Origin of the sequence: Pseudomonas farsensis, from assembly GCF_014268805.2 — a bacterium.
GTDB lineage: Bacteria > Pseudomonadota > Gammaproteobacteria > Pseudomonadales > Pseudomonadaceae > Aquipseudomonas > Aquipseudomonas farsensis.
The window spans coordinates 1413382-1438563 of the sequence record NZ_JABWRF020000002.1 but is presented as its reverse complement, the minus strand read 5'-3'; the positions used below and the strand labels follow the sequence as shown (position 1 = coordinate 1438563).

The following is a 25182-nucleotide window of genomic DNA, read 5'->3' as shown; positions in this document are numbered from 1 at the left end:
GGTCTGCTTCTGGCAGTCCCCCTACAGCGGAAGTTGGATTCTTGTGATTCGCGGCCAACAAGTCAAGAAAAATTATTGCCAATATTTCATCAAGATGAATCACCGCAACCACTAAAAACCGATGTAGCAGCAGGAAAAAGAAGATTTCCATAAAAAAGGGCCACAATCTGCGGCCCTTATGGGAAAAAGAGAAGAAATCAGGCGGATGGGCTGATCAATTGATCAAACGCTGCCAACAGGCGGCGCAGCTCCCGGCTTTGCTCCGGGCGGTCGCCGAACACGGTTTCAGCCATGACCAGAATCCCCGAGGCATTGGGCAGTGGGTGCCCATGTTCGAGAATCACCGCCATGCGTGGCAGGAATATCCACTGCAGCCACTGCTCGAACGCCATGCTGTCCACCGCAAACGGCACCGTGCTACCCAGCGCCTCGGCACTGGGCGTGGCATCGCTCCACCAGCCCTGAACCTTGAGCTCGCGCTCGATCAGCAGCAGGTGGTCGGCAATCTGCAGAATGCGTGGGTCCATTACAGGTTGACCCGGGCTTTTTGCCTGGCAAGGGCGGCACCGGCGCTGTCACCCTGCTTCTCGCGGGCTTGGGCAATGGTGTTCCACAGTTGCGCCTGCAGGTCTGGGCGGCCGTTGGCGTAGGTCAGGGCACGACGGGCGAGTTGCTCGGACTGCGCGGCATCACCTTGCGACAAACGCACCTGAGCCAGGCGGAACAGCACCTGCGGCTCGCGCGGAGCGATGCGCTGGGCACGCTCCAGGCTCGACGAAGCGCCGTTGAAGTCGCCACTGCTCTGTTGCTGCTGGGCGGTGGTCAGCAGCGCCAGCACCGGGCCATCTAGCTGCTCGTCGGCCGACAGCCCGCCACTGTTGCTACGCGGGATACCAGTGGGCGCCTGGGTAGCCGCAGGTGCGCTGCTCATCGAGGCAATGTCGAACGGCTCGTCGGCCACCGGGTTTGGGTTGGTGCTGATCGGGCCACTGCTGACCGGGCCGGGGGTAATCGGCCCGGTGCTGATCGGCGTAGTGCTGATCGGGGCGCCACCGCTACCCTGCGGAATCATCACGGTCACGCCGGAGTCTTCCGGCAGCGATTGCGCCTGGTTGCTGCCGCCACTGGTCGGGTAGGCCGACGGGCGCTTGGCCGAAACGCGCTCGCTGTTGGAAACCCGGGTGCCCGAATCGACCACCGGAATATTGCCACGCGGAACGCTCGCGCAGCCGTGCAGAACGGCTACCGCGGTCAAGGCAGGAATCCACCACTTGTTCACTTCACACCCTCATTAAACGCTGTGCTCAATTCATCCAGCCCTTGACCCAGTCCATGACCGATTCTGCCGGGTTTTGCTCACCACCACAGGCGGCGCCGGCGGGTGGCTCGCTGCCGCGAATATACGGCATCTGCACCGCTCCCGGACAGCTTGCATCGGAACCCTGGCCAGTGTGCGGGTCGATCCATGCCTGCACCACGTTGTCCGGTTGCGGCATGTCCAGCGGCAGCGGGTCGGCCTTCTTCATGAAGCTGGTCCACACCTGCAGCGCACCGGTGGCACCGGTGAACGGTGTTTTGCCGTTGTCATCGCGGCCCAGCCACACCACGGCCAGCAAGTCCTGGCTGAAGCCTGAGAACCAGCTGTCGCGCGAGTCGTTACTGGTGCCGGTCTTGCCGGCCAGGGTCAGCGAGCTTGGCAGCACGTTGTACACCGAACGCCCGGTACCTTCACGCATCACCCGCTGCATGGCGTTCTGCACCAGATAAATGGCACCCGGGTCGAAGGTTTGCTGGATCTGGAACGGGTAACGCTTGAGCGGTTCGCCTTCGGCGGTCAGCACGCTGCGGATACCGCGCATCGGCGTGTTGAAACCGCCGTTGGCGATGGTCTGGAACATGTTCGCGACCTGCATTGGCGACATGCCACCGGCGCCCAGCAGCATTGCCGGGAACGCTGGCCAGTCGACCTGCACGCCCAGCCGGCCGATGGTCTTGATCACGTTCGGTACGCCGACTTCAAGGCCCAGCTTGGCGGTGGACAGGTTCAGCGAGTTGGCCAGCCCCTGGTACAGGTAGATGGTGCCATGGGCGCGGCGGTCGTAGTTCTGCGGCCGCCACACTTGCCCATCGGCGCCTTTGACCGAGAACGGTTCATCCTGCACCCAGGTGGTCAGGGTGTATTTGCTCGGCTGTTCGAGCGCCGTCAGGTACACCGATGGCTTGACCAGCGAGCCGATCGGGCGCACCGCATCCAGCGCGCGGTTGAAGCCGGCAAAGCCTGCCAGGCGGCTGCCGATCAGGGCCTGCACTTCGCCGGTTTCGGGGTTGGTGACGACCATTGCCGATTCCACTTCGTCGGCCCCTTTGCGCCCAGACAGGCGCTTGAAGGTCTCGCTCATCGCGGTTTCGGCCTTCATCTGCAGGATCGGGTCGAAGCTTGTGAAGATGCGCAGGCCTTCTTCGGTAAGGTCTTCGTCGCGGTAGTCCTGACGCAGCTGACGCTTGACCAGGTCGAGGAACGCCGGGAACGAGCTGTCAGCCAGGCTGCCGCGCTTGGTCACACCCAGTGGCATTTTCTTCGCAGCATCGACCACTTCCTGGGTGGCCACGCCCTGCTCTACCAGCAGGTCGAGCACCAGGTTGCGCCGTTGCAGGGCGCGCTCAGGGTGACGCCGGGGGTTGTAGTAGGACGGCCCCTTGACCATGCCCACCAACAAGGCGATCTGGTGCAGCTTGAGCTCTTGCAGCGGCTGGCTGAAGAAGAACTGGCTGGCAAGCCCGAAGCCGTGCACGGCGCGCTGGCCATCCTGGCCGACGAACACCTCGTTGAGGTAGGCCTCGAGGATTTCGCGTTTCTCGTAGTGCACCTCAAGCAGCACCGACATCATCGCTTCGGTCAGTTTGCGGCTGAGGCTGCGCTCGTTGGTTAGGAAGAAGTTCTTCACCAGCTGTTGGGTCAGGGTACTGCCGCCCTGGCGCATGGCGCCCGACGAAGTGTTGACCCAGATCGCCCGGGCGATGGACTTGGGCGAGACGCCAAAGTGGCTGTAGAAGTCGCGGTCTTCGGTGGCGATCAGGGTTTCGAGCAGGTACGGCGGCACCTGATCGATCTTGATCAGGATGCGGTCTTCAAGGTTTTTCGGGTAGATACCGCCGATCATCAGCGGCTCCAGGCGTACCACATCGAGCTTGCCGCCATTGGCGCCAGCCAGCCCGGCCACGTAGTCACCGGAGAAGCGCACACGCACGAACTGCGCAGGCTCCATGCCTTCATAGAACTGGAAGCCACGGGTATTGATGTCGATGGTATTGCCATTGACCGACGCAGCACCCGGGCCACTGGCCGAGGTTTCGCGGCGATAGCCCAGGGCATCGAGTTCGGTAAGGAAATCTTCCTTGCTCAGTTTCTGGCCGACGAACAGCTCCAGCGGCCGGGCGTACACCTTGGCCGGGATTGTCCAGCGCTTGCCGGAGAACTTCTCCTGAACGGTGGCGTCGAGGTAAACCGCGAAGCCGGCGATCACTACCAGGCCAACCAGGCTGAGCTTGAGCGCCCAGCCCAGCAGGGCGCGGACGCGGCCGGTCGGGCGTTTTTTGGGGGTGCGGGAATTTCGGGTACGAGTCATGGCGGCGGATTATACGCACTTTCAAAAAGGGGGGCAGACGGCTGCGGCGGTTTGCAGGGACGGCACCATTGACCATAATGTCGGCTTTGAATTCCCTGACCCTTCAAAGGACGATCCGTGAGCCAAGCCCTGATCAGCGCACTGCAGAACCCTGCCCTCTTTCCGCACCCGGTGGCGGGCTTCCAGCTCATCGAGACGCACATCTCCTGGGTCCTGCTTACTGGCGAATACGCCTACAAAATAAAGAAACCGATGAACTTCGGGTTTCTCGACTTCACCTCCCTCGACCAGCGCGGCCACTTCTGCCGTGAAGAGCTGCGCCTGAACCAGCGCCTGACCGAAGGCCTGTACCTGGACGTATTGCCGATTACCGGCAGCGCCGAGGCCCCGCAGCTGGGCGGTGAAGGCGAAGTGATCGAGTACGCGCTGAAAATGCGCCAGTTCCCCCAAGGCCAGATGCTCAACACCTTGCAGGCCAACGGTGAACTGAACGCCGGGCACATCGACCAGATGGCCCAGCAGATTGCCGAATTCCACCTGCAAGCGCCGAAAGTCTCGCCAGAGCACCCACTGGGCACCCCTGACAGCGTCATGGCGCCGGTCGAGCAGAACTTTGAGCAAATCCGCCCGTTCCTCAGCGACAAGGCCGACCTGCAGCAACTGGACAACCTGCAAGCCTGGGCCCGCAGCAGCTTCGAGCGCCTGCATGGGCTGCTAGAGGCGCGCAAGGCCAATGGCTTTATCCGCGAGTGCCACGGCGATATCCACCTGGGCAACGCCACGCTGATCGACGGCAAGGTGGTGATCTTCGACTGCATCGAGTTCAACGAACCGTTCCGCCTGACCGACGTGTATGCCGACGTCGGCTTTTTGGCCATGGACCTCGAAGACCGTGGCCTGAAGTGCCTGGCGCGGCGCTTCATCAGCCAGTACCTGGAACTGACCGGTGATTACCAGGGCCTGGAACTGCTGAACTTCTACAAGGCCTACCGCGCCCTGGTGCGGGCCAAGGTTGCGCTGTTCAGCATGCCGGCCGAGGCCGATGGCGTGCAGCGCGCCACCACCCTGCGCACCTACCGCAACTACGCCAACCTGGCAGAAAGCTATAGCGCCATCCCTTCGCGCCTGCTGGCGATCACCCTTGGTGTGTCGGCGGTCGGCAAGAGCCATGTGGCCATGCGCCTGGTCGAAGCGCTGGGCGCGGTGCGGGTGCGTTCGGATATCGAGCGCAAACGCCTGTTCGGCGAGCAACAAGCCGACGCCGCAGGCCAACTGCAGGCCGGTATCTATGACCAGGCCGCCAGCGCTGCCACCTACCAGCAGCTGCACCAGATCGCCACGACCATTCTCAAAGCCGGCTTCCCGGTGGTGCTGGATGCCACCTACCTCAAGCAGGCCCAGCGCGAGGCTGCCGCCAAAGTGGCCAGCAGCACCGGTACGCCGTTCCTGATTCTCGACTGCCAGGCACCGGATGCGGTCATTGCCAGCTGGTTGCAGCAGCGCCAGGCCGAGAATACCGACCCGTCCGACGCCACGCTTGAAGTGATCAAGGCGCAGCAGGCCAATCGCGAAGCGCTGACCAGCGAAGAGCAGCCGCACTGCAAGCGCGTCGACACCCAGGACAGCGCCAGCATGGATCAACTGATCGAGCAGATTCGCCAGCACCTGCCCGGCCTTTGAGGTTACAGGCGTGAAGCAGTCGACAGTTCAGGCCTGAAGTCAGGCGCCTTCTCAGTGATGTCATTACAATATCATCACAACTCATACAAGGAGGCGCCGCCATGAACCAACCCCGTCAGCTGGACAACGTGCTGTTCACCCTGGTTCGCGACGAAAAGATCGCCGCCTTCAACCGCGAGAAAGCCGCGCACGCCTCGATCGATTTTCGTGGTGGCGACTTCCGTGGGCTGGACCTGCGCGAGATGGACGTCAGCGGTGTCGACTTCTCCGACGCTTACTTCCGCGCAGCCGACCTGCGTGGCCTGGACCTTCGGGAAAACGGCCTGGAGGGCGCAAGCCTTGCCCATGCGCAGATTTCCGGCACCTACTTCCCGGCCGAACTGAGTGCTGACGAGATTCTGATGTCGGTCAAGTACGGCACCCGCCTGCGTTATCGCACAGCCCGCTGATACCGTCGCGGCCGGGCATGGATTCTGTAGGAGAGTGATGCTAGCTGTGCAGGCCTCATCGCAGGCTGGCGCCAGCTCCCACAAAGACTGTGCCGGCTGTGATGGAGATGTCTGACTGAGATCTTGTGGGAGCTGGCGCCAGCCTGCGATGGGGCCGGTGCAGGTTGCACACAACCAACAAGCAGGCTGTGCCCCGTAACTCCGGCATCCCGTCGGCCCCTATGGCAAAAGGCCGCGCAATCGCCAAGCCCCGCTACACTCCTCTCAGACCTGCTCGCGATTTATCCCTCTACCCCGTTCAGCCATCGCAAGGAGGCTTGATGAACGATGAATTGCAGCACCTGAAAAACCTTGGCAAAACCTCCGCACAATGGCTGCACGCCGCCGGTATTCACAGCGCATCGGACCTGCGCCGCCTCGGCGCTGTGGGCGCGTATCAGGCAGTCAGAACGCGAGGGTTCCGGGCTTCGAAAGTGCTGCTGTACGCCATTGAAGGCGCCCTGCTGGACATGCATTGGAACGACCTGCCCGCCGAACGCAAGGAAGCGCTCAACGAACAGCTGAACGCAAAGTGCCATCCGTCGCCGGCCGGAAAATAAATCAGAAACAGCCATTGACTACGAAATGAGAATCGTTATGATTATCACAACTGGTCGCGAGACTGGTTGGATACTCTGAAAGGCCTTGGTTCGGACTTTCAGATTATCTCCTCATCAGGCTAATCACGGTTTTTGACCCGCCAATTTGGCGGGTCTTTTTTTGCCTGTCGTACAGCCACCTCTGTCCAAACGCAGCTCACGTCTTGTGGCGAATACAAGAACTGCGCACCATAGCCGCCTCAATGCGCTACGCCGTCCATCAACAAGATGCCCCTCATGCATTACCTCTGCCCCAGCGCCACCCTGAAAGAAGGCCACAGCCGGGCGTTCACCCTGGACGGCACGCAGCTGTTCGGCGTGCGCCGCAACGGCACCGTGTACCTGTACCGCAACAGCTGCCCGCACCGTGGCATCAGCCTGAACTGGGACCAGGACCAGTTTCTCGACGCCAGCGGCACGTTGATCCAGTGCGCTCATCATGGCGCGCAGTTCATCATCGACAGCGGCGAGTGCATCACCGGGCCATGTGCGGGGGAATGGCTGGAGGCCCTGGGCTGCCACGAAGACAGCCAGGGGGTCTGGCTTACCGAGTGAGCAGCACTGGCAGCGGCCGGTCGATGACAATCTGCTCGGCGTCCAGGCGCGCGCCATACGCAAGCACCTCCACCCCATCAGCCACCGCCGCGCGCAGCGCATCGGCATAGGCCGAGTCGATTTCGTCGGCCGGGCGCACCGCCTCGATGCCGGTGAGGTTCACGCAGTACAGTTGTACGGCGCGGATGCCCTGGCGCGCCAAGGCGGCGAGCTCGCGCAGGTGCTTGGCGCCGCGCTGGGTGACGGCGTCGGGGAAGGCGGCCACCGCCGTGTCGGGGTAACCGAGGGTGACACTCTTGACCTCGACATAGGCCGGGCCGCTGTCGAACTGCAGGTAGAAGTCGATGCGGCTGCGCTCCTCGCCATACGCCACTTCACGCCGGAGCGCGGTGAAACCGGCCAGTTCAGTGATCACTCCGGCCCGCAGCGCCTCCTCGACCAGCGCGTTGGCCCGCCCGGTGTTGACGCAGGCCAGCCGCCCCTGCGGCGTTTCGCTGATTTCCCAAGTGCCGGGCAGCTTGCGCTTGGGGTCGTTGGAGCGGCTGAACCAAACCTGCCCGCCTTCGCGCATGCAGTTGAGCATGGAGCCGGTGTTGGGGCAGTGGATGGTCAGTTGCTCGCCGCAGGCCAGTTCGATGTCGGCAAGAAAGCGTTTATAGCGGCGCAGCAGGCGCGCCTGTTCCAGTTCAGGGAAAAGCATCAGCCCTGCCAGCTGCGCAGGCCGCGGGCGATACGCTGCACCGCCTCTTCCAGGCGCTGGACGTTCTGGGTGTAGGCAAAACGCACGTGATGGCTGGACTGATGCCGGCCAAAATCGACACCTGGGGTAAAGGCCACCGCCTCGGTTTCCAGGAAGTGCTTGCAGAATGCAAAGGCATCGCCGCCGAATGCGCTGATATCGGCGTACAGATAAAACGCCCCTTGCGGCTCCACGGCAATGCCGAAGCCCAGCTCACGCAGCGCGGGCAACAGGTAGTCACGGCGGCGCGCAAACTCGGCGCGGCGTTCTTCGAGGATGGCCAGGGTGTCCGGCTGGAAGCACGCAAGCGCGGCATGCTGGGCCATGCTCGGCGCACTGATGTAGAGGTTCTGCGCCAGTTTTTCGAGGTCACCCACCGCCGACGGCGGCGCCACCAGCCAACCCAGGCGCCAGCCGGTCATGCCGAAATATTTGGAAAAACTATTAAGGACAAAGGCTTCATCGTCCACTTCCAACACGCTTGAAGCGTCCATGCCATAGGTCAGACCGTGGTAGATCTCATCCACCACCAAGTGGCCGTTGCGCGCACGGGTGGCCTTGGACAGGCCGGCCAACTGGTCGCGGTCAAGCACGGTGCCGGTCGGGTTGGCAGGCGAGGCCACCAGCGCACCGACGCTGTCTTTGTCCCAGTAGCGCTCGACCAGGTCTGCGGTCAGCTGATAGTTCACATCGGGCCCCACCGGCACCAGTTGCGCGCCGCCTTCGACCAGGCGCAGGAAATGCCGGTTGCACGGGTAGCCAGGGTCGGCCAGCAGCCAGTGCTTGCCGGGGTCCACCAGCAGGCTGCTGGCCAACAGCAGCGCGCCAGAGCCGCCCGGGGTGACCAGCACGCGCTCAGGGTCAAGGTCGACGCCGTAGCGCTGCCCATAGAAGCCGGCAATCGCCTCGCGCAGTTGCGGCAACCCGCGTGCAGCGGTGTAGCGGGTGTGGCCATTGGCCAAGGCCGCTTGCCCGGCGGCGACGATTGGCGCGGCGGTGGTGAAGTCCGGCTCGCCGATTTCGAGGTGGATCACATCACGGCCTGCGGCCTGCAGCTCGTTGGCGCGCGCCAGCAGGGCCATGACGTGAAAGGGTTCGATGGCGCGACTGCGCGCACTGTGTGGCTGAGCCATGGGCCTTCTCTCAATTGGGTCTAGACTGGTGATTCTAACCGCGCAATCTACCGAACGTGCCGTTCACGCCGCTGTCCATAGCATCCATGGCACGGGCTAGCGCACCCCGGTGCTATCTGGTAAGTTCGGCGGCTCGCAGTCGCAGGGCCGGCGGGTGCCGGAGATGGAATCAAGCCTGCGCATTGGATCAGATGAGTGAGAGGCGGTCTATTCATGTCCACCGTAGAAAAGCAAAAAGCCGGTCAGACCATGTACGGTGTCGAGCCTTATAAGGAAACCAAAGGCGAAGAGTACATGGGTGAACCCATGCGCAAGCACTTCACCAAGCTGCTGGGCGCCTGGAAACTTGAGCTGATGACCAGTGTCGATCAGACCGTGACTCACATGAAGGACGAAGCAGCCAACTTCCCTGACCCGGCCGACCGTGCCAGCCAGGAAGAAGAGTTCGCCCTTGAACTGCGTAACCGGGATCGCGAGCGCAAGTTGATCAAGAAGATCGACAAGACCTTGCAGAAGATCCAGGACGAAGAGTACGGCTGGTGCGAATCCTGCGGTATCGAGATCGGCCTGCGCCGCCTTGAAGCCCGCCCGACCGCCGACCTGTGCTTCGACTGCAAGGAAATCGCCGAGAAAAAGGAAAAGACGGTCGGCAAAGGCTGATCCGAATCCTGCAAAGACGGGGCGTAGGGGTTGCCGGGCATTGCCTGCGCAGCCGCTACGCCCCGTCTTCATTTATATAGCCTGCGCAGACCATGACCGACTCCCGCTATATCGGGCGCTTCGCCCCCACCCCCAGTGGCTTGCTGCATTTTGGCTCGCTGGTCGCCGCCCTCGCCTCCTGGCTGGATGCCCGCGCCGTCAACGGCCAATGGCTGCTGCGCGTGGAAGACACCGACCCTCCTCGGGAAATGCCCGGTGCCCGCGATGCGATCCTGCACACCCTGGAAAGCTACGGCCTGCACTGGGATGGCGAGGTGGTGTGCCAGAGCCTGCGCCATGACGCCTACGCCGCCGTGGTCGACCGCTTGTTCAGCATGGGCCTGGCCTATGCCTGCACCTGTTCGCGCAAGCAGCTCGAAGGATACGGTGGGGTTTACCCAGGCCATTGCCGCAATGCTGGGCATGCCCGTGACGGTGCGGCGATTCGTGTGCGGGTGCCGGAACTGATCTACCGCTTCAATGACCGGGTGCAAGGGCCGTTCGAGCAGCACCTGGGCCGCGAAGTGGGCGACTTCATTATTCAGCGTCGCGACGGGCTGTACGCCTACCAATTGGCGGTGGTGCTGGATGACGCCTGGCAGGGGGTGAGCGATGTGGTGCGCGGCGCCGACCTGCTGGACAACACGCCGCGCCAGCTGTACCTGCAGGAACTGCTCGGGTTCTGCGAGCCGCGTTATCTGCATATCCCGTTGATTACCCAGCCGGACGGGCACAAGCTGGGCAAGTCGTACCGCTCGCCACCGCTGGCGCCTGCCGAAGCCACCCCGCTGCTGCTCAGGGCGTTGCGGGCGTTGGGGCAAGCTACCGAGGCGCAGTGGGCGCAGGCGTCACCTGACGAGGTGCTGGCCATTGCCCGCCAGCAATGGCAGCCGCAGAACATCCCCCGGCAGATGAGCGTGCCCGAGGCTGATTTGCACTAAAGCAGGCCCGGCCTATCGCAGGCTTTCGCCAGCTCCCACAGAGGCCGCGTCAGCTGCAATATTGGTGTCTGGCTCAATTCCTGTGGGAGATTCTATGGTTTTGTACAACCCTGTTTTCGCCAGACATATCTCCTTGTGGCGAGCGGGCTTGCCACAACTATCTATCGTTTCCCACAGGATGGGGTACAACCAGCAATGTTGCGGTTGAGCACGGTCTCTGTGGGAGCTGGCGATAGCCTGCGATGAGGCCAGCACAGGCAACCCCGGTGGCGCAAAACCCAGCCATTTCAAAACCTTGGCCAATACCGTGGATTCCCGCTACCCTCGCCCCCGCCATTTGCAGCAATAATCAACGCCAAACCCGCAGCGCCCAACCATCGAGGCCAGCATGTACATCTATCGTTTGGTCCTGCTTCTGGTCGTGGGGATCTATCTGTTCTCCCCGGCCATCATGGACTGGTGGATCGAGCCGACCGGAGCCTGGTACCGCCCGTACCTGCTCTGGCTGATCCTGATCGTCGTCACCTTCATCCTGCAGAGCCAACGAGATGCCGATGAGCTTTAGTCTGACCCAGATGATCCTGATCAGCGCCGCCTACCTGCTGGTGCTGTTCGGCGTGGCCTGGATCAGCGAACGCGGGTTGATCCCGCGCGCCATCATCCGCCACCCCCTGACCTACACCCTATCGCTGGGCGTCTACGCCAGTGCCTGGGCCTTCTATGGCTCGGTCGGCCTGGCCTACCAGTACGGCTATGGCTTCCTGGCCTGCTACCTGGGGGTGTCCGGGGCGTTCCTGCTCGCCCCGGTGCTGCTGTACCCGATCCTCAAGATCACCCGCACCTACCAGTTATCCTCGCTGGCCGACCTGCTGGCGTTTCGCTTTCGCAGCACCTGGGCCGGCGCACTGACCACCATCTTCATGCTGATCGGCGTGCTGCCCTTGCTCGCCCTGCAAATCCAGGCGGTGGCCGACTCCATCAGCATCCTCACCGGCGAGCCGGTCAAGGCGCGGGTGGCATTTGCGTTCTGTGCGCTGATCACCCTGTTCACCATTTTCTTCGGCTCGCGGCATATCGCCACCCGTGAAAAACACGAAGGCCTGGTGTTCGCCATTGCCTTCGAGTCGGTGATCAAGCTGCTGGCCCTGGGTGGTATCGGCCTGTATGCGCTGTATGGCGTATTCGGTGGCCCACACGAACTGGAGCTGTGGCTGCTGCAGAACCAGACCGCACTGGCCGCGTTGCACACCCCGTTGCAGGAAGGCCCGTGGCGGACCTTGCTGCTGGTGTTCTTCGCCTCGGCCATCGTCATGCCGCACATGTACCACATGGCCTTCACCGAGAACCTCAGCCCGCGCTCGCTGGTCAGCGCCAGCTGGGGCCTGCCGCTGTTCCTGCTGCTGATGAGCCTGGCGGTGCCACTGGTGTTGTGGGCCGGCCTGCGCCTGGGCGCCAGCACCAACCCGGAATATTTCACCCTCGGGCTGGGCATCGCCGCCAACAATGAGGCGCTGGCGCTACTGGCCTACGTCGGCGGGCTGTCGGCCGCCAGCGGGCTGATCATCGTCACCACCCTGGCGCTGTCGGGCATGGCCCTGAACCACCTGGTGCTACCTCTTTACCAGCCGCCCGCCGAGGGCAATATCTACCGCTGGCTGAAATGGACCCGCCGCGCGCTGATTGTTGCCATCATCACCGCAGGCTTTGTCTTCTACCTCACCCAGAACAACCACCAGAGCCTGGCCAACCTGGGCATCGTCGCCTTCGTGGCCACCTTGCAGTTCCTGCCCGGCGTGCTTTCGGTGCTGTACTGGCCAACCGCCAACCGACGCGGCTTCATCGCCGGCCTGCTGGCGGGCATGCTGGTATGGATGCTGACCATGCTGCTGCCGCTGCTGGGCAACCTGCAGGGCTTCTACATCCCGATGCTGGATGTGATCTACGTGCTGGACGACACCAGCTGGCACATGGCAGCAATTGGTTCGCTGGCTGCCAACGTGCTGCTGTTCACGCTGATTTCACTGTTTACCAACGCCAGCAGCGAAGAAGCCAGCGCCGCCGAAGCCTGCGCTGTGGATAACGTACGCCGCCCGCAACGCCGTGAGCTGCATGCCGCCTCGCCGCAGGAATTCGCCACCCAACTGGCTAAGCCTTTGGGTGCCAAGGCTGCGCAAAAGGAAGTCGAGCAGGCGCTGCGCGACCTTTACCTGCCGTTCGATGAGCGCCGCCCGTATGCCCTGCGCCGCCTGCGCGACCGTATCGAGGCCAACCTGTCCGGCCTGATGGGCCCAAGCGTGGCCCAGGACATGGTCGAAACCTTTCTGCCGTACAAGTCCGGTAACGAAAACTACGTGACCGAGGACATCCACTTCATCGAAAGCCGGCTTGAGGACTACCACTCGCGCCTGACCGGCCTTGCCGCCGAACTCGACGCCCTGCGCCGCTACCACCGGCAGACCTTGCAAGAGCTGCCCATGGGCGTCTGCTCGCTGGCCAAGGACCAGGAAATCCTGATGTGGAACAAAGCCATGGAAGAGCTGACCGGTATCGCTGCCAAGCACGTAGTCGGTTCGCGCCTGGTAACCATCACCGAGCCATGGCGCGGCCTGTTGCAAGGCTTCATCAACGTGCCCGACGAACACCTTCACAAGCAGCGCCTGGCGCTCGACGGCCAGCCGCGCTGGCTGAACCTGCACAAGGCCGCCATCGACGAGCCGCTGGCACCGGGCAACAGCGGCCTGGTGCTGCTGGTAGAGGACCTCACCGAAACCCAGGCCCTGGAAGACAAGCTGGTGCACTCCGAGCGCCTGGCCAGCATTGGCCGCCTGGCCGCAGGCGTGGCCCACGAGATCGGCAACCCGATCACCGGCATCGCCTGCCTGGCGCAGAACCTGCGCGAGGAGCGCGAGGGCGACGGCGAGATCATCGAGCTGTCCAGCCAGATCCTCGAACAGACCAAGCGCGTGTCGCGCATCGTGCAGTCGCTGATGAGCTTCGCCCACGCCGGCGGCAGCCAGCAGAACAGCGAAGAGCCGGTGTGCCTGGCCGAGGTGGCGCAGGACGCCATTGGTCTGCTGGCGCTTAACCGGCGCAATTTCGAAGTACAGTTCTTCAACCTGTGCGACCCCGAGCACTGGGTGGCAGGCGACCCGCAACGCCTGGCGCAGGTGCTGATCAACCTGCTGTCCAACGCCCGCGACGCCACCCCAGCCGGCAGCGCGGTACGGGTGCGCACCGAAGCCACCGAGCATACCGTCGACTTGGTCGTGGAAGACGAAGGCAGCGGCATCCCGAAAAACATCATGGACCGGCTGTTCGAACCGTTCTTCACCACCAAGGACCCAGGCGAGGGAACCGGACTGGGGCTCGCGCTGGTCTATTCCATCGTGGAAGAGCATTATGGGCAAATCACCATCGACAGCCCGGCCGACATCGAGCGCCAGCGTGGTACCCGGATCCGCGTGACCCTGCCCCGGCATGTCGTAGCGACGTCCCCTGAAATTCGAGACCGTCGAGAGAATTGAATCAATGCCGCATATTCTGATCGTCGAAGACGAAACCATCATCCGTTCGGCCTTGCGCCGTCTGCTTGAACGCAACCAGTACCAGGTCAGCGAAGCAGGCTCGGTGCAGGAAGCCCAGGAACGCTTCAGCATTGCCACGTTCGACCTTATCGTCAGCGACCTGCGCCTGCCTGGCGCCCCAGGCACCGAGCTGATCAAGCTCGGCCAGGGCAAGCCGGTATTGATCATGACCAGCTACGCCAGCCTGCGCTCGGCGGTGGACTCGATGAAAATGGGCGCGGTGGACTACATCGCCAAACCGTTCGACCATGACGAGATGCTGCAGGCCGTGGCCCGTATTCTGCGTGACCGGCCAAGCACGCCGGCGCCAACAGCGCCTGCCGAAACCCGCCCAGGCACTGCCAAGGCCACGGCCGACAAACCCGCTGCCGCCGCCGCCAATGGCGAAATTGGCATCATCGGCTCCTGCGCACCGATGCAAGAGCTGTACGTAAAAATCCGCAAGGTCGCCCCGACCGACTCCAATGTGCTCATCCAGGGCGAGTCGGGCACCGGCAAAGAGCTGGTGGCGCGCGCCCTGCACAACCTGTCGCGGCGCGCCAAGGCGCCGATGATCTCGGTAAACTGCGCTGCCATTCCCGAAACCCTGATCGAGTCCGAACTGTTCGGCCACGAAAAAGGCGCGTTCACTGGCGCCAGCGCTGGCCGTGCAGGCTTAGTCGAAGCCGCCGACGGCGGCACGCTGTTCCTCGATGAAATCGGCGAACTGCCGCTCGAAGCCCAGGCCCGCCTGCTGCGGGTGCTGCAAGAGGGCGAGATTCGCCGGGTCGGTTCGGTGCAGTCGCAAAAGGTCGATGTGCGCCTGATCGCCGCGACCCACCGGGACCTGAAAAACCTGGCCAAGGCCGGGCAGTTCCGCGAAGACCTTTATTACCGCCTGCACGTCATTGCACTGAAGCTGCCCGCACTGCGCGAGCGCGGCCCGGACGTCAACGAAATCGCCAGCGCCTTCCTGGCCCGCCAGAGTGCGCGCATTGGCCGCGACGACCTGCATTTCTCCAGCGAAGCCGAACAAGCCATCCGCCACTACAGTTGGCCGGGCAACGTGCGCGAGCTGGAAAACGCCGTGGAGCGTGCGGTCATTCTCAGCGAGAGCCCGGAGATATCCGCCGAACTGCTGGGCATCGACATCGAGCTGGCCGACCTTGAAGACGACGACCTGCTCGACAGCCTGCCAGGCATGGCCGGGGGGGGCAGCAATGCCAGCCACGAGCCTACCGAGGACCTGTCGCTGGAAGACTACTTCCAGCACTTCGTGCTTGAGCACCAGGACCACATGACCGAAACCGAGCTTGCGCGCAAACTCGGGGTTAGCCGCAAATGCCTGTGGGAACGCCGCCAACGCCTGGGAATCCCACGGCGCAAGAGCAACGCCACCAGCGACAACTGATTCGGCTCGGCCCAACGCGGGGCAAGCTTTCTCTCACCGGCGTGGGAGCGGGCTTGCCCCGCGATGCGTTCAGCACCCGGTAACAGATCAGTTGCGTAAAAATCTGTTACCGCAGCTGTCAGCCGTAACAGCGCCCGAGGCGTACGGTAACGAAATTTCTACATTTGCCCGGCGCACACAACCTGCGAAATGGCCAAAACCCCCGGTTTCATTGGGTTTTGAAAAGTTGGCACGGCACCTGCTATATCTTTGGTACAAGAACAATAAGAAGCACTGCAACTCATAACAAGAACAAGACGAAACGGCTCACGCACAATAAAAACAAGACGGCGGAGGCGCAGCTAACTGATTCTTTTGGAGAGGAGTTGTGTTTGGGGCTAGCCCCACGATCAGGCAGAGAACAACAAAAACTGCACTTAAAAGCAGCACCTGAACTGGTTGGACCGCAAGGTCAGCATCATCTCGGCGATCAAAGCAATCCGTTTGCTCTTCACCCCCGGTCTGGGGGTCGTTCACAGGCCAAGGCCTGGTGAACAGGGCACTCAACAAAAACAAGAAGCCCGACATAAAAACAATAAGAGCACACAACGACTTGGTGGGGAGCTTAGGCTCCCCATTGTCGTTTCTGGCCCTCTGCCACGGGGGTTGGCACACCGCCTACACCATTCCTCCAGTAAATGCTAGAATCCCCGCCCATCATGCGGCCATTCCCCTATCCATGGCCGAACATTCCTTCAAACAGTGCATCCCATGCTGAAGAAGTTGTTCCAGTCTTTCCGCCCGCCAGTCCCTGGCCAGCACCACAGGCGCACCACGCCTGAAGTGATCAATAAAAGCCAGCACTCGCTGCAACGCAGCCAGTTCAGCCGCCATGCGGTTGGCATCGTCGAACGCCTGCAGGCGGCCGGCTACCAGGCTTACCTGGTCGGCGGCTGCGTGCGCGACATGCTGCTGGGCATCACGCCCAAGGACTTCGATGTCGCCACCAGCGCCACGCCTGAACAGGTGCGTGCCGAGTTCCGCAATGCCCGTATCATTGGCCGGCGCTTCAAGCTGGTCCACGTGCATTTCGGCCGCGACATCATCGAAGTCGCCACCTTCCGCGCCCCGCATTCGGACGAGGACCAGGTCGACAGCCACCGTTCCTCGCACAACGCCAGCGGCCGCATCCTGCGTGACAACGTATACGGCACCCTGGAAGAAGACGCGCAACGCCGCGACTTCACCATCAATGCCCTGTACTACGACCCGGTCAGCGAGCGCGTGCTCGACTACGCCAACGGCATGCACGATGTGCGTAACCGTCTGCTGCGCCTGATCGGCGACCCGACGCACCGCTACCAGGAAGACCCAGTGCGGATGCTGCGCGCCGTGCGCTTTGCCGCCAAGCTGAATTTTGGTATCGAAAAACATACCGTGGCGCCAATCCGCGACCTGGCCCGCATGCTGCGCGATATCCCGCCGGCACGCCTGTTCGAAGAAAGCCTCAAGCTGTTCCTGAATGGCCAAGGCGCGCTGACCTTCGAAATGCTGGTCGACCTGAACCTGTTCGAGCCCCTGTTCCCGGCCAGCAGCCAGGCCCTGGAAGAGCGTCCGACCTACGCCCACACCTTGATCAGCCAGGCGCTCAGCAACACCGACCTGCGCGTCAAGCAGGGCAAGCCGGTAACGCCTGCGTTCCTGTTTGCCGCATTGCTGTGGCCCGCATTGCCAGGCCGCGTGCTGCAACTGCAAAGCCAGGGCGTGCCGCCGATTCCCGCCATGAACGGTGCGGCCCACGACCTGATCGCCGAACAGTGCCAGCGCATTGCTATCCCCAAGCGCTTCACCCTGCCGATCCGCGAAATCTGGGACATGCAGGAGCGCCTGCCACGGCGCAGCGGCAAGCGCGCCGACCTGCTGCTGGACAACCCGCGTTTCCGTGCCGGCTACGACTTCCTGCTGCTGCGGGAAAGCGCAGGCGAAGAAACCGACGGCCTCGGCCAATGGTGGACCGACTATCAGGACGCCAACGAAAGCCAGCGCCGCGACATGATTCGCGACCTGGGCAGCCGTGATGAAGGCGGCGCCACCGGTGCCGGCCCGCGCAAGCGCAAACGCAGTGGCAGCAAGCGCAAGCGTGACGACGAGCAGGTGTGGGACTGAGCATGACCCGCGCCTACATCGGCCTGGGCAGCAACCTCGATGAGCCCGCCGAGCAGCTGCGCAGCGCCCTGCTGGCGCTCGACGGCATCAGCGCAACGCGCCTGGCGGCCGCCTCGGCGCTGTACACCAGCGATTCGCTGCTGCCCGGCCAGCCGCGCTACACCAACGCCGTGGCTGCCCTCGATACCGAGCTTGCGCCGCTGCAACTGCTCGACGCCCTGCAAGCCATCGAGAATGGCCAGGGCCGGGTACGCAAGGAACGCTGGGGCCCGCGCACCCTTGACCTCGATGTGCTGCTGTTCGGTGACCAGGTCATCGACCTGCCGCGGCTGAAAGTGCCGCATTACCACATGCACGCCCGCCCCTTCGTGCTCTACCCGCTGGCCGAGCTGGTACCCGCCGATTTTCAGCTGGCCGATGGCCGCAGCCTCGCGCAGTTGCTCCAGGATTGCCCGTTCGTCGGCCTCGAACGCCTGTAATTCGGGCGTTTCAGCGGGCGGTAACGCCAGTAACACCTGCGCCGTAACAATGCGGTAACAGGGTGATTGACTTCCCCCACCTCGCTCACGACTATAGGCGTCCCGCGGCGCCATACGGCCGCAATCACCCATTTGGGCCCGGACGGACCTGCACCCCGAACATCACAACGATGATGTGCCGCTCCGGAAGATGAATACACGCGTTGTCCGCAGTTGTTGTTCACAGCGCCTGAACGAGGATGCCCCTACATGCCTGAAGTAACCCTGACCACCCTGACCACCCTGAACGGCCTCAAGGCTGCGGGTGAAAAGATCACCATGCTGACCTGTTACGACGCGACCTTCGCCAAGGTTGCCAGCGAGGCCGGCGTTGAAGTGTTGCTGGTCGGCGATTCGCTGGGCATGGTCCTGCAGGGCCATGACAGCACGCTGCCAGTCAGCAACGATGACATGGCCTACCACACCGCCTGCGTGAAACGCGGCAACCAGGGCGCGCTGATTCTGGCCGACCTGCCGTTCATGGCCCACGCCACCCCCGAGCTTGCCTTCAGCAACGCCGCGCAGTTGATGCGCGCCGGGGCGCACATGGTCAAGATCGAAGGCGCCGCCTGGCTTGCCGACACCATTCGCCTGCTGGCCGACCGCGGCGTACCGGTGTGCGCGCACATGGGCCTGACCCCGCAAACCGTCAATGTGCTCGGCGGCTATAAAGTGCAGGGCCGCAGCGAAGCCCAGGCGCGGCAGATGCGCGCCGACGCCATCGCCCTGGAGCAGGCCGGCGCCGCCATGCTGCTGCTCGAATGCGTGCCCAGCGAACTGGCCGCAGAAATTACCCAGGCGGTCGCCATTCCGGTCATCGGCATTGGCGCAGGCGCGGCCACCGACGGCCAGGTGCTGGTGCTGCATGACATGCTCGGGCTGTCGCTGACCGGCCGTGTGCCGAAGTTCGTGAAGAACTTCATGGACGGCCAGCCGAACATCCACAGCGCCCTTGCCGCCTACGTGCAGGCGGTCAAAGCGGTGAGCTTTCCAGCTGACGAACATGGGTTCAACGCATGAATACCGTCAACAGCGTGGCCGAACTGCGCGCCGCCGTGGCCCGCGCCCGTGGCGAAGGCAAGTGCATCGGCTTCGTACCGACCATGGGCAACCTGCACAGCGGCCACGCCGCACTGGTGACCAAAGCCGCCCAGCGGGCTGACTTCGTGGTCGCCAGCATCTTCGTCAACCCGCTGCAGTTTGGCGCCGGCGAAGACCTCGACAAGTACCCGCGCACCTTGGCGGCCGACCAGCAAACCCTGGTGCAGGCCGGCTGCGACTTGCTGTTCGCCCCCACCGTCGAGGAGATGTACCCCGACGGCATGGCCGTGCAAACCCGGGTCAGCGTGCCGCAGTTGTCCGAAGGCCTGTGCGGCGCCAGCCGCCCTGGGCATTTCGAAGGTGTGGCGACGGTGGTCAGCAAGCTGTTCAACATGGTCCAGCCCGACCTTGCAGTGTTTGGCGAGAAGGACTTCCAGCAGTTGGCTGTGATCCGCGCCATGGTGCGCGACCTCAACCTGCCGATTCAGATCATTGGCGAGCCGACCGTGCGCGCCGACGACGGCCTGGCGCTGTCGTCACGCAATGGCTACCTGAGCCCCGAGCAACGCGCCGCAGCGCCGCATCTGTACCGGGTGCTGAGCGCCATGGGCGAGGCCATCAGCCGAGGCCAGCGCGACTTCGCGGCGTTGATCGCCGACGGGCAGGCGCAGCTGGAGGCTGCGGGGTTTCGCAAGGATTACCTCGAAGTGCGCCACGCCGTTACCCTACGCCCCGCGCAGGCCGATGACCGTGAGCTGGTGGTCATCGCTGCTGCCTACATGGGTAACACCCGGTTGATCGACAACCTTTACCTGCACCTGCAAGCACCTGCCGCCTGACACGGAGAGCGTGCGCAACCGCAACATTGCTGGTTGGACCAATCCTGTGGGGAATGATAGACAGTTGTGGCGAGCGGGCTTGTCCCGCGTCGGGCTGCGCAGCAGCCCCTTGGGTTTTCAGGGCTGCTGCGCAGCCCAACGCGGGACAAGCCCGCTCGCCACAAGGGAAGTCGCCACAAGCAGATATGCCTGGCGAGAACAGGCTTGTACAAAACCATAGGATCCCCCACAGAGATCTCGTCGTTGTTGATCTTGTGGGAGCCTGCGACAGGGCCAGAGCAGCTTCGATAATATTTCATCTGCCACGCCCCTTGCCCCATTCCCGCCCCGCAGCCAATGCCTATAATGATTCCCTTGCAACTGGCAAAGGTTGCCAGTGTCATAGCCTGACCATGCACCAAGGAAACCATCCGCAATGGCGTATTACCGTACACCCCACGATGTGACGGCGCTGCCCGCCTGGCAGGCGCTTCAGCAACACCGCGACGCCATGCAGGGCTTCAGCATGCGCGAAGCCTTCGCCGCTGACGGCAAGCGCTTCGACCAGTTCTCGCTGAGCAGCTGCGGGTTGTTCCTCGACTACTCGAAAAACCTCATCACCGAGCAAACCCGCGACCTGCTGGTGAACCTGGCCAACGAAGTCGAGCTGGGCGATGCCATCAAGGCCATGTTCAGCGGCGAAATCATCAACGCCTCCGAAGGCCGCCCGGTGCTGCACACCGCCCTGCGCCGCCCGGTTGGCGACAAGCTGAGTGTCGGTGGCGTCAACGTGATGCCCGACGTGCACAAGGTGCTGAACCAGATCACCGAGCTGGTCGGGCGCATCCACGATGGCCTGTGGCGCGGTTACAGCGAAAAACCCATCACTGACGTGGTGAACATCGGCATCGGTGGCTCGTTCCTCGGCCCCGAGCTGGTTTCCGAGGCGCTGCTGCCCTACGCCCAACGCGGTGTACGCTGCCATTACCTGGCCAATATCGACGGCAGTGAATTCCACGAGTTGTCGGCCAACCTGCGCGCCGAAACCACGCTGTTCATCGTTTCGTCGAAATCGTTCAACACCCTCGAAACCCTGAAGAACGCCATGGCCGCGCGTACCTGGTACCTGGCCCAGGGCGGTTCGGAAGCCGAGCTGTATCGCCACTTCATCGCCGTGTCGAGCAACAAGGCCGCGGCTGTGGCCTTTGGTATCCGCGAAGAGAACATCTTCCCGATGTGGGACTGGGTCGGCGGGCGTTACTCGCTGTGGTCGGCCATCGGCCTGCCGATCGCCCTGGCCATCGGCACTGCCAACTTCAAGGAACTGCTGTCCGGTGCCTACACCATGGACCAGCATTTCCAGACCGCGCCGTTCGACAAGAACATGCCGGTGCTGCTGGCCTTGCTCGGGGTCTGGTATGGCAACTTCTGGGGCGCACAAAGCCACGCGATCCTGCCGTACGACCATTACCTGCGCAACATCACCAAGCACTTGCAGCAGCTGGACATGGAGTCCAACGGCAAGAGCGTGCTGCAAGACGGCACCCCGGTCAAAACCGACACGGGCCCGGTGATCTGGGGCGGCGTCGGCTGTAATGGCCAGCACGCTTACCACCAGTTGCTGCACCAAGGCAGCCAGCTGATTCCGGCCGACTTCATCGTGCCGGTGGTGAGCTTCAACCCAGTCGCCGACCATCATCAGTGGCTGTATGCCAACTGCCTGTCGCAAAGCCAGGCACTGATGCTCGGTAAAACCCGCGAAGAAGCCGAGAGCGAACTGCGCGCCAAGGGCCTGAACGAGGCCGATATCGCCAAGCTGGCGCCACACAAGGTGATCCCGGGCAACCGCCCGAGCAACACCCTGGTGGTCGAGCGCATCAGCCCACGCCGTCTCGGCGCGCTGGTGGCGATGTACGAGCACAAGGTCTTCGTGCAGAGCGTGGTCTGGGGTATCAATGCCTTCGACCAGTGGGGCGTGGAGCTGGGCAAGGAGCTGGGCAAAGGCGTCTACCAGCGCTTGGTCGGCAACCTTGAAGAAAGCGCCGAAGACGGCTCGACCCAAGGCCTGATCAACTACTTCCGCGGCCGCCACCGCGGCTGATCGCAAGGCCGTTTCTGCTCGTAGGAGCGGCCTTGTGTCGCGAAAGGGCCGCAGAGCGGCCCCAGACTCCCGGCATCATGCACTATCTCCGGGGGCTGCTTCGCAGCCCTTTCGCGACACGAGGCCGCTCCTACCCAGGACCTTGTGATCCTCAGGAACATCGCCTCCAGCTACACTGTCCATCGAATAGCCGTTGCAGTCCCCGCCCCTTACAAGAGCAGGACCACCGCCATGTTCGATATCCGCAATTACCCCGACGCCCTGGCTGTCAGCCAGGCCACCCGCCTGAGCGAAGACGACTACCGCCGCCTCTACCGCCAGTCCGTCGACGACCCCGACACCTTCTGGGCCGAACAAGCCCAACGCCTGGACTGGAGCAGCCCCTGGTCGAGCGTGCAACAATGCGACCTGAAAACCGGCCAGGCGCGCTGGTTCGACGGTGGCCAGCTCAATGTCAGCTACAACTGCATCGACCGTCACCTGGCTCAGCGCGGCGATCAAACCGCCCTGCTGTGGGAAGGTGACGACCCCGCCGACAGCAAGGTCATCACCTACCGCGAACTGCACCGCCACGTCTGCCGCCTGGCCAATGCCTTGAAGGCGCGCGGGGTAAAAAAAGGCGACCGGGTGTGTATCTATATGCCAATGATCCCTGAAGCCGCCTACGCCATGCTGGCCTGCACGCGCATCGGCGCGGTCCATTCGGTGGTGTTCGGCGGGTTTTCCCCGGACGCCCTGCGCGACCGCATTCTGGACGCCGACTGCCGCACCGTGATCACCGCCGATGAAGGCGTACGCGGTGGCAAGCGGGTGCCGCTCAAAGAAAACGTCGACAAGGCCTTGGCCAGTTGCCCGGCAGTCAGCAGCGTCGTAGTGGTCAAGCGTACTGGGGCCGACGTGGCCTGGGCCGAGGGCCGCGACCTCTGGTATCACACGGCCACCGAGCAGGCCGGCGACGATTGCCCGCCCGAGCCAATGGACGCCGAAGCGCCGCTGTTCATCCTTTATACCTCCGGCAGTACCGGCAAACCCAAGGGCGTGCTGCACACCACCGGCGGTTACCTGCTGCAAGCTGCACTGACGTTCGATGTGGTGTTCGATTACCGCGACGGCGAAGTGTTCTGGTGCACCGCCGATGTGGGCTGGGTCACCGGCCACAGCTATATCGTCTATGGGCCACTGGCCAATGGCGCGGTGTCGCTGATGTTCGAAGGCGTGCCCAACTACCCCGATACCTCGCGGTTCTGGCAGGTGGTGGACAAGCATAAAGTGAACATCTTCTACACCGCGCCCACTGCCCTGCGTGCGCTCATGCGCGAAGGCCCAGGGCCGCTGCAAAGCACCTCGCGCGCCAGCCTGCGCCTGCTCGGCAGCGTCGGCGAGCCAATCAACCCGGAAGCCTGGGAGTGGTACTTCGAAAAAGTCGGGCAAAAACGCTGCCCCATCGTCGACACCTGGTGGCAGACCGAAACCGGCGCCATCATGCTCACCCCGCTGCCCAGCACCCAGCGGCTCACGCCGGGTTGCGCGACCCAGCCGATGTTCGGCGTGCAGCCAGTGCTGCTGGACGACCAAGGCAAGCTGATCGAAGGCCCCGGCGCCGGGTTGCTGGCCATCAAGGCCAGCTGGCCGGCGCAGATCCGCAGTGTCTATGGCGACCACCAGCGCATGGTCGACACCTACTTCAAGCCGATGCCCGGCTACTACTTCACTGGCGACGGCGCACGCCGCGATGCCGACGGCGATTACTGGATCACCGGGCGCATCGATGATGTGATCAATGTGTCAGGCCACCGCATAGGCACCGCCGAGGTCGAAAGCGCCCTGGTGCTGCACGACAGCGTCGCCGAGGCGGCCGTGGTCGGCTACCCGCACGACCTCAAGGGCCAAGGGGTCTATGCCTTCGTCACCACCATGAACGGAGTGACGCCCGACGATGCGCTGAAAGCCGAGCTGCTGGCGCTGGTCAGCAAGGAAATCGGCAGCTTCGCCAAGCCTGAACTGATCCAATGGGCACCGGCCTTGCCCAAGACCCGCTCGGGCAAGATCATGCGGCGTATACTGCGCAAGATCGCCTGCAACGAGCTCGACAACCTGGGGGATACCTCCACCCTCGCGGACCCAAGCGTGGTCCAGGGCCTGATCGACACGCGTCTCAACCAGTAACCCGCGGCCGGGCCAGGCCGCCTTCACTGCAAGGTTGCCATGGAAGCCCTACGTCGCCGCATCGAAACCCAGGTCATGAGCCTTACCGGGCTGGCCCTCGGCCAGCTCGACCTGGAATCCCCCAAGGGCGACCCAGGGCTGTTCGGCCCGCAGAGCATCAGTTGGCGGGTGCACGGCGATTTCCCCAGCATGCTGGTGGGTGGCATCAGCGCCTTGATGCTGCAAGTGCTGCACCCCCTGGCCTTGGCCGGAGTGTGGGATCACTCCAACTTCCGTCACGACCTGCTCGGGCGCCTGCGCCGTACCAGCCAGTTCATCTCTGGCACCACCTTTGGCTCGACCCGCGACGCCGAGTGGCTGATCGAAAAAGTACGCACCATCCACCTGCAGGTGGTCGGCAATGCCCCCGATGGGCGCCCCTATGCGGCCAGCGACCCCGACCTGCTGACCTGGGTGCATGTTGCCGAGGTCAGCAGCTTCCTGGCCGCACACCTGCGTTATCGCAACCCTGCCCTGCCCCGCGCCGCCCAGGATGCCTACTACGACGAGATCGCGCTGATTGCCGAGCGCCTTGGCGCCCGTGACGTGCCGCGGTCCTGCGCTGAGGTCGAGGCATACCTGCAACGCATGCGCCCGCAGCTGCAGTGCGATGCGCGCAGCCTGGAGGTGGTCGATATTCTGCTCAAGGCCCCTGCCCCCAGCCGCCTGGCGCAACCGGTGGGCAAGCTGATGCTCAACGCCGGGATCGACCTGCTGCCAGCCTGGGCCGGGCAAATGCTCGGCCTGAAACAGAGCGCACTGGAGCGGCGCATGATCCGCCTGGGCCTTGCCCGCACCGCGCCACTGCTGCGCTGGGCCATGCGTGATGGCTCGGCGCATCGCGCGCGGCGGCGCATGGGCCTGGAATAAGGTATTTTGGTCGGCTCAGCGGAACCCATTTAACGTGCCATACTCCAACC

General features: G+C 63.4%; 21 protein-coding genes. 16 read left to right on the top strand and 5 right to left on the bottom strand.

Annotated elements, in window-relative coordinates; all coding sequences use genetic code 11:
* Window positions 1-197: 197 nt before the first annotated feature.
* Genes HU719_RS15810 through mrcB form a run of 3 tightly spaced genes read right to left on the bottom strand, consistent with a single transcriptional unit; the run spans window position 198 to window position 3626 of the window.
* Entirely contained in the window at window positions 198-527 is a 330-nt protein-coding gene (locus HU719_RS15810) for a YqcC family protein (protein ID WP_186521432.1), read from the bottom strand.
* Window positions 527-1279, bottom strand: coding sequence for a hypothetical protein (locus HU719_RS15805; protein WP_186521431.1), 753 nt, complete (start codon window positions 1277-1279; stop codon window positions 527-529). Before HU719_RS15805 ends, HU719_RS15810 begins: the two co-directional genes overlap by 1 nt.
* Window positions 1280-1304: 25 nt before the next feature.
* Complete coding sequence (gene mrcB / locus HU719_RS15800; protein ID WP_186535845.1) at window positions 1305-3626, bottom strand: penicillin-binding protein 1B; 2322 nt, start codon at window positions 3624-3626, stop codon at window positions 1305-1307.
* A gap of 117 nt (window positions 3627-3743) precedes the next feature.
* Here mrcB and HU719_RS15795 point away from each other — a divergent pair, with 117 nt between their 5' ends.
* The 4 genes from HU719_RS15795 (at window position 3744) to HU719_RS15780 (ending at window position 6948) form a co-directional block, all read left to right on the top strand.
* The gene (locus HU719_RS15795; protein ID WP_186535846.1) at window positions 3744-5306 is read left to right on the top strand and encodes a bifunctional aminoglycoside phosphotransferase/ATP-binding protein; all 1563 of its coding nucleotides are present in this window, start codon (window positions 3744-3746) and stop codon (window positions 5304-5306) included.
* A gap of 101 nt (window positions 5307-5407) precedes the next feature.
* Window positions 5408-5755 (top strand): pentapeptide repeat-containing protein, encoded by a 348-nt coding sequence (locus tag HU719_RS15790; protein ID WP_186521426.1) that lies wholly within the window; start codon window positions 5408-5410, stop codon window positions 5753-5755.
* A 320-nt stretch (window positions 5756-6075) separates the two neighbouring features.
* Window positions 6076-6354 (top strand): TfoX/Sxy family protein, encoded by a 279-nt coding sequence (locus tag HU719_RS15785; RefSeq protein ID WP_186521424.1) that lies wholly within the window; start codon window positions 6076-6078, stop codon window positions 6352-6354.
* A 276-nt stretch (window positions 6355-6630) separates the two neighbouring features.
* Window positions 6631-6948, top strand: a complete 318-nt coding sequence (locus HU719_RS15780; protein WP_186535848.1) for a Rieske (2Fe-2S) protein — start codon at window positions 6631-6633, stop codon at window positions 6946-6948.
* Here the strand turns inward: HU719_RS15780 and sfsA are convergent.
* The gene (gene sfsA / locus HU719_RS15775; RefSeq protein ID WP_186535849.1) at window positions 6938-7648 is read right to left on the bottom strand and encodes a DNA/RNA nuclease SfsA; all 711 of its coding nucleotides are present in this window, start codon (window positions 7646-7648) and stop codon (window positions 6938-6940) included. The two genes, HU719_RS15780 and sfsA, sit on opposite strands and share 11 nt — an antisense overlap.
* A complete protein-coding gene (locus tag HU719_RS15770) occupies window positions 7648-8820 on the bottom strand; it encodes a pyridoxal phosphate-dependent aminotransferase (protein ID WP_186535850.1) in 1173 nt (390 codons plus the stop codon). Before HU719_RS15770 ends, sfsA begins: the two co-directional genes overlap by 1 nt.
* Before the next feature lie 213 nt (window positions 8821-9033).
* On the opposite strand from HU719_RS15770, the gene dksA reads away from it, so the two are divergent.
* The 12 genes from dksA (at window position 9034) to HU719_RS15710 (ending at window position 25132) form a co-directional block, all read left to right on the top strand.
* Window positions 9034-9480 (top strand): RNA polymerase-binding protein DksA, encoded by a 447-nt coding sequence (gene dksA / locus HU719_RS15765; protein ID WP_186535851.1) that lies wholly within the window; start codon window positions 9034-9036, stop codon window positions 9478-9480.
* A gap of 92 nt (window positions 9481-9572) precedes the next feature.
* Window positions 9573-10460: a tRNA glutamyl-Q(34) synthetase GluQRS gene (gluQRS, locus tag HU719_RS15760; protein ID WP_186535852.1), complete on the top strand. Its 888-nt coding sequence runs from the start codon at window positions 9573-9575 to the stop codon at window positions 10458-10460.
* Between the two features lie 388 nt (window positions 10461-10848).
* Entirely contained in the window at window positions 10849-11025 is a 177-nt protein-coding gene (locus HU719_RS15755) for a hypothetical protein (RefSeq protein WP_003250005.1), read from the top strand.
* Window positions 11009-13984, top strand: coding sequence for a sensor histidine kinase (locus HU719_RS15750; RefSeq protein ID WP_186535853.1), 2976 nt, complete (start codon window positions 11009-11011; stop codon window positions 13982-13984). Before HU719_RS15755 ends, HU719_RS15750 begins: the two co-directional genes overlap by 17 nt.
* 4 nt (window positions 13985-13988) lie before the next feature.
* Window positions 13989-15434 (top strand): sigma-54-dependent transcriptional regulator, encoded by a 1446-nt coding sequence (locus tag HU719_RS15745; RefSeq protein WP_186535854.1) that lies wholly within the window; start codon window positions 13989-13991, stop codon window positions 15432-15434.
* A 750-nt stretch (window positions 15435-16184) separates the two neighbouring features.
* Window positions 16185-17579 carry a polynucleotide adenylyltransferase PcnB gene (locus HU719_RS15740; protein ID WP_186535855.1) on the top strand — a complete coding sequence of 465 codons (1395 nt, stop codon included), beginning with the start codon at window positions 16185-16187 and terminating at the stop codon, window positions 17577-17579.
* A gap of 2 nt (window positions 17580-17581) precedes the next feature.
* Window positions 17582-18058: a 2-amino-4-hydroxy-6-hydroxymethyldihydropteridine diphosphokinase gene (folK, locus tag HU719_RS15735; protein ID WP_186535856.1), complete on the top strand. Its 477-nt coding sequence runs from the start codon at window positions 17582-17584 to the stop codon at window positions 18056-18058.
* Between the two features lie 249 nt (window positions 18059-18307).
* Window positions 18308-19117, top strand: coding sequence for a 3-methyl-2-oxobutanoate hydroxymethyltransferase (gene panB / locus HU719_RS15730; RefSeq protein WP_186535858.1), 810 nt, complete (start codon window positions 18308-18310; stop codon window positions 19115-19117).
* A complete protein-coding gene (gene panC / locus HU719_RS15725; protein ID WP_186521403.1) occupies window positions 19114-19977 on the top strand; it encodes a pantoate--beta-alanine ligase in 864 nt (287 codons plus the stop codon). Before panB ends, panC begins: the two co-directional genes overlap by 4 nt.
* Window positions 19978-20392: 415 nt before the next feature.
* A complete protein-coding gene (gene pgi / locus HU719_RS15720; protein WP_186521101.1) occupies window positions 20393-22057 on the top strand; it encodes a glucose-6-phosphate isomerase in 1665 nt (554 codons plus the stop codon).
* Between the two features lie 231 nt (window positions 22058-22288).
* Window positions 22289-24223, top strand: coding sequence for an acetate--CoA ligase (gene acs, locus HU719_RS15715; RefSeq protein ID WP_186535859.1), 1935 nt, complete (start codon window positions 22289-22291; stop codon window positions 24221-24223).
* Between the two features lie 39 nt (window positions 24224-24262).
* On the top strand, window positions 24263-25132 hold the full coding sequence (locus tag HU719_RS15710) for an oxygenase MpaB family protein (RefSeq protein WP_186535860.1): 870 nt from the start codon (window positions 24263-24265) through the stop codon (window positions 25130-25132).
* Window positions 25133-25182: the final 50 nt, after the last annotated feature.

What these genes read in the sequence shown, in the direction of transcription:
- dksA (WP_186535851.1), top strand. Translation starts at nt 9,034, where the DNA reads ATGTCCACCGTAGAAAAGCAAAAAGCCGGTCAGACCATGTACGGTGTC.
- pgi (WP_186521101.1), top strand. Translation starts at nt 20,393, where the DNA reads ATGGCGTATTACCGTACACCCCACGATGTGACGGCGCTGCCCGCCTGG.
- panC (WP_186521403.1), top strand. Translation starts at nt 19,114, where the DNA reads ATGAATACCGTCAACAGCGTGGCCGAACTGCGCGCCGCCGTGGCCCGC.
- HU719_RS15750 (WP_186535853.1), top strand. Translation starts at nt 11,009, where the DNA reads ATGCCGATGAGCTTTAGTCTGACCCAGATGATCCTGATCAGCGCCGCC.
- HU719_RS15770 (WP_186535850.1), bottom strand. Translation starts at nt 8,820, where the DNA reads ATGGCTCAGCCACACAGTGCGCGCAGTCGCGCCATCGAACCCTTTCAC.
- HU719_RS15790 (WP_186521426.1), top strand. Translation starts at nt 5,408, where the DNA reads ATGAACCAACCCCGTCAGCTGGACAACGTGCTGTTCACCCTGGTTCGC.
- HU719_RS15810 (WP_186521432.1), bottom strand. Translation starts at nt 527, where the DNA reads ATGGACCCACGCATTCTGCAGATTGCCGACCACCTGCTGCTGATCGAG.
- HU719_RS15780 (WP_186535848.1), top strand. Translation starts at nt 6,631, where the DNA reads ATGCATTACCTCTGCCCCAGCGCCACCCTGAAAGAAGGCCACAGCCGG.
- acs (WP_186535859.1), top strand. Translation starts at nt 22,289, where the DNA reads ATGTTCGATATCCGCAATTACCCCGACGCCCTGGCTGTCAGCCAGGCC.
- HU719_RS15740 (WP_186535855.1), top strand. Translation starts at nt 16,185, where the DNA reads ATGCTGAAGAAGTTGTTCCAGTCTTTCCGCCCGCCAGTCCCTGGCCAG.
- HU719_RS15710 (WP_186535860.1), top strand. Translation starts at nt 24,263, where the DNA reads ATGGAAGCCCTACGTCGCCGCATCGAAACCCAGGTCATGAGCCTTACC.
- folK (WP_186535856.1), top strand. Translation starts at nt 17,582, where the DNA reads ATGACCCGCGCCTACATCGGCCTGGGCAGCAACCTCGATGAGCCCGCC.
- HU719_RS15745 (WP_186535854.1), top strand. Translation starts at nt 13,989, where the DNA reads ATGCCGCATATTCTGATCGTCGAAGACGAAACCATCATCCGTTCGGCC.
- HU719_RS15755 (WP_003250005.1), top strand. Translation starts at nt 10,849, where the DNA reads ATGTACATCTATCGTTTGGTCCTGCTTCTGGTCGTGGGGATCTATCTG.
- HU719_RS15785 (WP_186521424.1), top strand. Translation starts at nt 6,076, where the DNA reads ATGAACGATGAATTGCAGCACCTGAAAAACCTTGGCAAAACCTCCGCA.
- gluQRS (WP_186535852.1), top strand. Translation starts at nt 9,573, where the DNA reads ATGACCGACTCCCGCTATATCGGGCGCTTCGCCCCCACCCCCAGTGGC.
- sfsA (WP_186535849.1), bottom strand. Translation starts at nt 7,648, where the DNA reads ATGCTTTTCCCTGAACTGGAACAGGCGCGCCTGCTGCGCCGCTATAAA.
- panB (WP_186535858.1), top strand. Translation starts at nt 18,308, where the DNA reads ATGCCTGAAGTAACCCTGACCACCCTGACCACCCTGAACGGCCTCAAG.
- mrcB (WP_186535845.1), bottom strand. Translation starts at nt 3,626, where the DNA reads ATGACTCGTACCCGAAATTCCCGCACCCCCAAAAAACGCCCGACCGGC.